General features: G+C 59.4%; 1 protein-coding gene. It reads right to left on the reverse strand.

Going from position 1 to position 303, the window contains the following annotated elements:
• Positions 1-113: 113 nt before the first annotated feature.
• On the reverse strand, positions 114-303 hold a 190-nt coding region (locus tag P0G09_RS18415), incomplete at its 5' end, for a type II toxin-antitoxin system PemK/MazF family toxin (protein ID WP_275253395.1).

Genomic DNA, 303 nt, shown 5'->3' on the forward strand with positions numbered 1-303 from the left:
GACGCTGGAAAAGATCCGCGAATATGCCCTGCTCCACGACGCGCAGGACAGCGTAAAATAACCGGAATCATCAAAAAAATGAGACTGCCAGGCCTTGGCAGTCTCATTGTTTGTCAGTAGCTGTCCAGCCCAAGGCTGACATCCAGTGCCTGGTTCACCCGGCGCTGATCCTCAGGCGTGATCTGCCCGGCCCGCTCGCGCAGGCGGTGCTTATCCAGCGTGCGGATCTGTTCCAGCAGCACCACTCTGTCCTTGGCAAGGCCGGTATCTGCCGCCCGGATGTTGATATGGGTGGGCAGGCGG

This window comes from Faecalibacterium sp. DFI.5.82 (genome assembly GCF_029076575.1).
In the GTDB taxonomy this organism is placed as follows: Bacteria; Bacillota; Clostridia; order Oscillospirales; family Ruminococcaceae; genus Faecalibacterium; species Faecalibacterium duncaniae.